Here is a 6,174-nt window from a genome sequence, read left to right as displayed (position 1 = left end):
GAGCAGACCGCGCAGCAGGAACAGGCTCGGCAGTAGATCCACGCCATGCGTGGATGCGGTGCCACGAACCAATCCTAAAGTTCCAGCACCCGCCGGTAACTCAACGGCCCACGCCCATCGCGCAGGCCCAACCGCAGTTCAAGTCCGGTGGCCGGCAATACCTCGCCCTCGCTCGGCAACACGGCCCATCCCGTTCCAGGCTGCCACGCCCGCACCTCGAACCGCTGCACATCGCGCGCCACCGCAATGCCCTTCGACGGATCCGGTGCGGGCAGGGGATACCGGTCTGTAGCCGCACCACTGGCCCGCCACAGCGTGCTGCCCTGCCGCCACCAGCGCACCCGCTGCCAGTGCAGCCCATCACTGCCGACACTGCGGGTGATTTCCAGCGCGAAGCTGCCATCCGGGTGCCGCTCGCTTACCAGCGACGGGGGCAGCAATCGCTGCGGACGATCTGCCGGGCGCACTGCGCCATTCATCAGCGCATCGTCGGCACGCATTTCAACATCGCGCTGGAACTGCTGCAGCACGCGCAGCGCCGTCGTGGTCTCGGCATCGGCCTGGCGCAGGCGCTGATCGCTGTTGGCCACGCTGTCCAGCGCACGCCAGCAGATCAGCGCCAGCACGCCCATGATGGTGATCGCGATCATCACCTCGATCAGGGTGAAGCCACGCACGGCGCGCCTCATTGCGCCGCAGTCCACGGCAGCTGCATGCGGACCAGCGACTGCCGCGGTGCATCTTCGGCCACCACGGTCAGTTCCAGTTGCGGCTGCCCGTCGCTGCCGGTGCCCAGATGCTGCAGGACCAGGAAGCTGCCGCGTCCCTGCACACAGTGCTGCCGAGCATCCTGCGGCGGCTGCCCGGCGAGGCGCAGCTCCTGCCAGCGGTCCTGTGCACACAACAGCGCCAGGCGACGGTCGCGCAGCCGTGACTGATCGTCGGTCGCCACTGCCACCGAGCGCATCACCGCAGCCAGTGCAATCGATACGATCGCCAGCGCGATCAGCACCTCGATCAGGGTGAATCCGCGCGCCGTCTGCTTCACTGCACGACCTGCAACTGTCCGCTGCCATCATCACGAAGACGCAGTGCGCGGCCGTCCAGCGACAGTCCAAGCTCCCAGGCGGTACCGATCCACTCCGGGCTCAGCTCGATGGCGTTGGTGGGCTGCACCGTGATGCCTGCAGCCTGCCACTTCTGTGGACGCAGCAGATCATCGCGTTCAACGGTGACCCAGCGGCTGCCTTCGAGGCGGCTGAAACGATAGCCGGCGGCGTCGGCCTGCCAACGCAGGGGGCGGCCATCGATGCGGGCCTCGTCGCGCGCCACCTGCAGGCGCTGCGCCAGCCGCTCGCCTTCCTGCCGCAGCTGCCGGCCCGGGTCGAGCAGGCTGCCCAAGCCCAGACCGATCCCGGCCGTGCAGATGCCGATGATCACCAGCACCACCATCAGTTCCAGCAGGGTGAACCCACGCGGCACACGCTGCATCGACGTTGCCTCCTGTCCTGGCCGATACCTGCCAGCGTAGGCCCGCATGATGAAACAAAAGCGTCAGCCGCACCTGCTAGCGTGGGCGGACACGAACGTGGCGATGATGTGGAACATGGACGGCAGGCGCTGGGATCGGAATCGGATGTTGACCCTGCTGGCGGCGACGCTGCTGCTGGCCGTGGTGGCCTACTGGAGCGTCACCCTGTCTGCGGTGGCGCCAGCGGCGGCCGCGAGCGAAGCGCATGCCGAGGCGCCGATACGGCCGATGTTCGATGCAGTGGCCAGCCTGCCACTGGTGCGGCTGCTGTCTCCCGGCGCGGTGCAGACCGAGGTGGTCGTGCTGGGCGTGATGGCGGGTGACCATGCGCCATTGGCCCTGCTCTCGGTAGATGGACGCCCAGCGGAAGCGTATGCGCCCGGCCAACGACTCGGACCCTGCACGGTACTGGCCAGCATCAGCGCCAGCGCTGTGGAACTGAACCAGGCCGGGCAAACGCGCAGCCTGCCGGTGCCTGAGCTGCCGCCGGTGCCGACCGATGGCATCGTGCCGGGCGGGTCCCTGTAGAGCCGAGCCCGCGCTCGGCTGCGTCTGGAAGAACAGTCGAGCAAGGCTCGACTCTACAAAATCCAGTGGAGCATGGCTCGACTCTACAAAATCCTGCCGAGCGCGGGCCCGGCTCTACAGCTGCGCAGGCTCAACGCGCCGGACGCTGCGGTTCCACCGAACGACCAAAGGCATCGCCCATGCGCTGTCGTGTGCCTTCCAGGTTGTACTGCATCAGCTGGTTGCCCGGCTGCCGCATCAGGCGTTCGGCTTCAGGCAGCGCCGGTGACTTCGCCGATTTCGGCGCCGGGGCCAGTTTGCGTTGCAGGCACTCCCAGGCGGGGATGCGCTCGCCGTTGACCTGTACTTCGATGCAGGGTGCGGCATCGTCCTGCTTCTTCGTCTCTCCGGCCCAGACCGATGGCAACGCCAGCAACAAGGCAAGGGCGAGGGCAGGGCGAAGGCCCGCCTTCAACGACTCACTCATCTTGAATCTCCTGCGAAAACCGACGCTCAGCAATGAAGACGTATGGCGAAGACAGTGTCCGCCTGCAACTGTTCCGGCGCTGTCAAAAGATGACAGCACTGTCACAAAACTATTGGCGGTTTTGACGCGACGTACACGTCCTGTTGATAGACCCACGCGCCGCTCCCTGGCCACTCCCTTCGATACGACGCGATGCCTTCGATGACTCCTGTTCCGTGCCGAGCCGTCCGCCTTCCGCTGCGCCTGCATCCGCTGGTGCTGGCTCTGGCCGCGATGCCGCTGCCATTGTTCGCGCAGGACGCGGCGCCTGCGCCCAGCGTGAACATCAATGAATACATCGTGCGCGGCAACACCGTGCTCGATCCGCGCCAGATCGAACGTGCGGTGGAGCCGTTCCTCGGCCCGGGCAAGACCCTGGCCGATGTCGAGAAGGCGCGCGATGCCGTCAATGCGCTGTACCAGCAGGCAGGCTACCAGTCGGTCTACGTCGAGCTGCCCGAGCAGCAGGTCAGTGGTGGCGTGGTGCTGCTGAAGGTGCAGCAGACGCCGATCGGGCAGCTGCGGGTCGTAGGCACGAAGCACGAATCGCCCGAACGCATCCGCGAACGCGTGCCGGCACTTGCCGAGGGCAAGGTGCCGGACTTCGACCAGGCGCAGAAGGAACTGACCGCGCTGAATGAAGGCGGACGTCGCCAGGTGATGCCGCTGGTGCGAGAGGGCCAGGTGCCGGGCACGATGGATGTGGACCTGCAGGTCGAGGAGAAGTCGCCGTGGCGTGCCAGCGCGGCGCTCAACAACGACCACAGCGCCGATACCGAGAAGCTGCGCCTGAGTGCATCGCTGGCCTACGACAACCTGTGGAAGCGCGGCCATAGCGCCAACATCGGCGTGTACCTGGCGCCGGAAGATACCAAGCAGGCCAAGGTGTTCTCGGCCTCGTACATGATGCCGTTCGAGGGCACCCCGTGGAGCCTGGAAGCGTCCGGCTACAAGTCCGACAGCCGCGTGCTGAACGCGGGCGGACAGGTCGGTACCGGCACCGGAACCAATGTGATCGGCAACGGCCATTCGATCGGCCTCAAGCTCAACTACCGCCTTGCCGGCAGCAGCCAGTGGTGGCGCCAGCTCAGCCTTGGTGTGGATTTCAAGGACACCGAGGAAGACACGCAGATGGGCGGGGACAGCCTGAAGACGCCGCTGAAATATGCGCCGATCACGCTGGCCTTCGTCGGCGTGCGCCAGGGCGAGCACGATCAGCTGAGCATCAACACCCAGCTGGTGGCCGGCACCCGCCGCCTGTTCGGTTACGGCAGCGACGCCACCGCCTTCGGCCAGAAGCGCTACTGGGCCGACCCGAGCTTCGTGGCGTTCAAGGCCGATGTCGCCAACACCCATACCTTCGGCAGCGACTGGCAGTGGTACGCGCGCGGCTCGCTGCAGGTGACCGACGCGCCGCTGGTGTCGGCCGAGCAGTTCGCCGCCGGTGGCATGTATACCGTACGTGGCTATCTGTCGGCCGAGGCGATCGGCGACTACGGCGGCCTGGCCAGCCTGGAATGGCGCACCCCGTCGTGGTCGCTGTGGAATGGCAGCGATCTGCGCGTCTACAGCTTTGCCGACGCGGCCTACCTGCGCCTGCGCCAGCCGCTGCCCGAACAGCGTGACAAGTACAACCTGGCCTCGGTCGGCCTGGGCGCGCAGCTGCGCCTGGGTGAGCACCTGCAGCTGCGCCTGGACTACGCCTGGCCCTATGCCGATGGCCCGGTCACGCGCAAGGACGACCCGCGCCTGCATTTCAACATCAGCACCAGTTACTGACCCATCCCTTGAACATGCGTTCTCCGGAGACCCTTCGCATGGACCGTTTGCTTTCCCGAGTGTTGCTGCTGCTGGCCGCGCTGGTTGCGTTGCCTGCTGCTGCGGCCGATGCCAATTGGTGGCAGGCCGAATGGAAGTACCGCAAGCCGATCACCGTCGACGCCGGCCCGCAGGGCGCGGGCCTGGCCGGTGACCCGGGCCGCACGCCGCTGCTGCTGCGCCTGCATACCGGCAACTTCGGTTTCGACGGTACCCAGGACGCGGGCAACGACCTGCGCTTCGTGTCGGGCGATGGCCGCACCGTGCTGGCCCATCAGATCGAACAGTTCGATCCCAAGCTGGGCCTGGCCCTGGTCTGGGTGGACGTGCCGGCAGTCAGCGCCGCCGCGCCGCAGACGATCTGGATGTACTACGGCAATGAGAAGGCACCGGCCAGCGGCAACGGCCAGCAGGTGTTCGACCCGGACTACACGCTGGTCTACCACTTTGCCGAGGCCAATGCGCCGGCGCGCGACACCACCGCTTACGGCAACAACGCCGGCGCCGTCGTGCCGCCGTCCGAGGGCGCGGTGATCGGTCGTGGCGTGCAGCTGGGTGCGGGCCCGCTGCCACTGCCCGCCAGCGCGTCGCTGGCCCAGGAAGCGGGTGCGCCGCTGACCGTCTCGGCCTGGATCAAGCCGGACAGCAACAATGCCGCGCAGGCGATCTACGCCCGTCGTGATGGCGCGTCCGAGCTGGTGCTGGGTATCGAGAACCGGGTGCCGTTCGTGCAGCTCAACGGCCAGCGCAGCACGCCTGCACAGCCGATTCCGGAAGGGCAGTGGGCGCACGTGGCGCTGACGGCGGAGAAGGGCGCGTTGCAGCTGTACCTCAACGGCCGTGTGGTGGCCCAGCTGAGCGGCGAGCTGCCGGCGCTGGGCACCGCGCCGGTGGTCGGCGCCGATGCCCCGGGTGCGGCGCAGCCGCTGGCCAACTTCGAAGGAGCGCTGGATGAGCTGCGCGTCTCGCGGGTGGCACGCCCGGCGGCGCTGCTGCTGGCCGACGCCACCGCGCAGGGCGCCGATTCACGCTTGATCAGCTACGGTGCCGACGAGCAGTCGGCTGGCCAGAGCCACTTCGCCTTCATCCTCAAGGCGATGCCGTTCGATGCCTGGGTGGTGGTCGCCATCCTTGGCCTGATGATGCTGCTGTCGTGGGCGATCATGATCGCCAAGAGCCGCCACTTCGGCCGTACCAGCAAGGCCAATGCGGTGTTCACCGAGAGTTTCGGCAAGCTGTCCGGCGTGCCGCTGCGCACCCTGTCGGACATGGATCGCCAGGGCAAGGCACCGACTGCGATGCACGATGGCTCGTTGTGGCGCATCTACCAGGTGGCCATCGAGGAAATGCAGCAGCGCCACCAGCGCGATGGCAACAGTGGCTACCTGAGCGGCGCCACCATCGCCGCGATCCGTGCCTCGATGGATGCGGTGATGGTGCGCGAGCAGGAAGCAATGGCACGGCGCATGAACTGGCTGTCGACCACCATCGAAGGCGCGCCATACGTGGGCCTGTTCGGCACCGTGATCGGCATCATGCTGGTGTTCGTGGTGGCGGCGATGGCCGGCGCGGTGGACATCAACTCGGTGGCGCCCGGCATGGCCGCGGCGCTGCTGTGTACCGCAGCCGGCCTCGGCGTCGCGATCCCGGCGCTGTTCGGCTACAACTACCTGGGCGCACGCGCCGAGGCGATCGGCGCCGACATGGCGGTGTTCATCGACGAGTTCGCCGCGCGCCTGGCCGAAGAGCAGGACGGGCGCGGCCCGGCCGCGGTCCAGGGCTGAGGGGCGCG

At 67.4% G+C, this 6,174-nt stretch carries 7 protein-coding genes; 3 read left to right on the top strand and 4 right to left on the bottom strand.

Features of this window, described 5'->3' with window-relative positions; all coding sequences use genetic code 11:
• Positions 1-74: 74 nt before the first annotated feature.
• The 3 genes from MG068_RS11610 to gspH are packed head-to-tail and all read right to left on the bottom strand — an operon-like array spanning position 75 to position 1,491.
• Positions 75-689, bottom strand: a complete 615-nt coding sequence (locus tag MG068_RS11610; protein ID WP_132810248.1) for a prepilin-type N-terminal cleavage/methylation domain-containing protein — start codon at positions 687-689, stop codon at positions 75-77.
• Positions 686-1,048: a type II secretion system minor pseudopilin GspI gene (gene gspI / locus MG068_RS11605; RefSeq protein WP_071227957.1), complete on the bottom strand. Its 363-nt coding sequence runs from the start codon at positions 1,046-1,048 to the stop codon at positions 686-688. The genes MG068_RS11610 and gspI overlap by 4 nt, the downstream gene beginning before the upstream one ends.
• Positions 1,045-1,491, bottom strand: coding sequence for a type II secretion system minor pseudopilin GspH (gspH, locus tag MG068_RS11600; RefSeq protein ID WP_071227958.1), 447 nt, complete (start codon positions 1,489-1,491; stop codon positions 1,045-1,047). Before gspH ends, gspI begins: the two co-directional genes overlap by 4 nt.
• Positions 1,492-1,594: 103 nt before the next feature.
• On the opposite strand from gspH, the gene MG068_RS11595 reads away from it, so the two are divergent.
• Positions 1,595-2,059: a general secretion pathway protein gene (locus MG068_RS11595; RefSeq protein WP_177179494.1), complete on the top strand. Its 465-nt coding sequence runs from the start codon at positions 1,595-1,597 to the stop codon at positions 2,057-2,059.
• Positions 2,060-2,189: 130 nt separating this feature from the next.
• On the opposite strand, the gene MG068_RS11590 is transcribed toward MG068_RS11595, so the two are convergent.
• Complete coding sequence (locus tag MG068_RS11590) at positions 2,190-2,525, bottom strand: hypothetical protein (RefSeq protein WP_132810247.1); 336 nt, start codon at positions 2,523-2,525, stop codon at positions 2,190-2,192.
• A gap of 201 nt (positions 2,526-2,726) precedes the next feature.
• On the opposite strand from MG068_RS11590, the gene MG068_RS11585 reads away from it, so the two are divergent.
• Together MG068_RS11585 and MG068_RS11580 are read left to right on the top strand one after the other, a co-directional pair.
• Positions 2,727-4,343, top strand: coding sequence for a ShlB/FhaC/HecB family hemolysin secretion/activation protein (locus MG068_RS11585; RefSeq protein ID WP_132810246.1), 1,617 nt, complete (start codon positions 2,727-2,729; stop codon positions 4,341-4,343).
• Between the two features lie 38 nt (positions 4,344-4,381).
• Entirely contained in the window at positions 4,382-6,166 is a 1,785-nt protein-coding gene (locus tag MG068_RS11580) for a DUF2341 domain-containing protein (RefSeq protein WP_071227961.1), read from the top strand.
• Positions 6,167-6,174 lie beyond the last annotated feature (8 nt).

Origin of the sequence: Stenotrophomonas sp. ASS1 (genome assembly GCF_004346925.1) — a bacterium.
GTDB classification, from domain to species: domain Bacteria; phylum Pseudomonadota; class Gammaproteobacteria; order Xanthomonadales; family Xanthomonadaceae; genus Stenotrophomonas; species Stenotrophomonas maltophilia_A.
This window is presented reverse-complemented; position numbering and strand designations above follow the sequence as displayed.

Coding starts and splice junctions, on each gene's coding strand:
- MG068_RS11610 (WP_132810248.1), bottom strand. CDS start 689: ATGAGGCGCGCCGTGCGTGGCTTCACCCTGATCGAGGTGATGATCGCG.
- gspH (WP_071227958.1), bottom strand. CDS start 1,491: ATGCAGCGTGTGCCGCGTGGGTTCACCCTGCTGGAACTGATGGTGGTG.
- MG068_RS11595 (WP_177179494.1), top strand. CDS start 1,595: ATGATGTGGAACATGGACGGCAGGCGCTGGGATCGGAATCGGATGTTG.
- MG068_RS11590 (WP_132810247.1), bottom strand. CDS start 2,525: ATGAGTGAGTCGTTGAAGGCGGGCCTTCGCCCTGCCCTCGCCCTTGCC.
- MG068_RS11585 (WP_132810246.1), top strand. CDS start 2,727: ATGACTCCTGTTCCGTGCCGAGCCGTCCGCCTTCCGCTGCGCCTGCAT.
- MG068_RS11580 (WP_071227961.1), top strand. CDS start 4,382: ATGGACCGTTTGCTTTCCCGAGTGTTGCTGCTGCTGGCCGCGCTGGTT.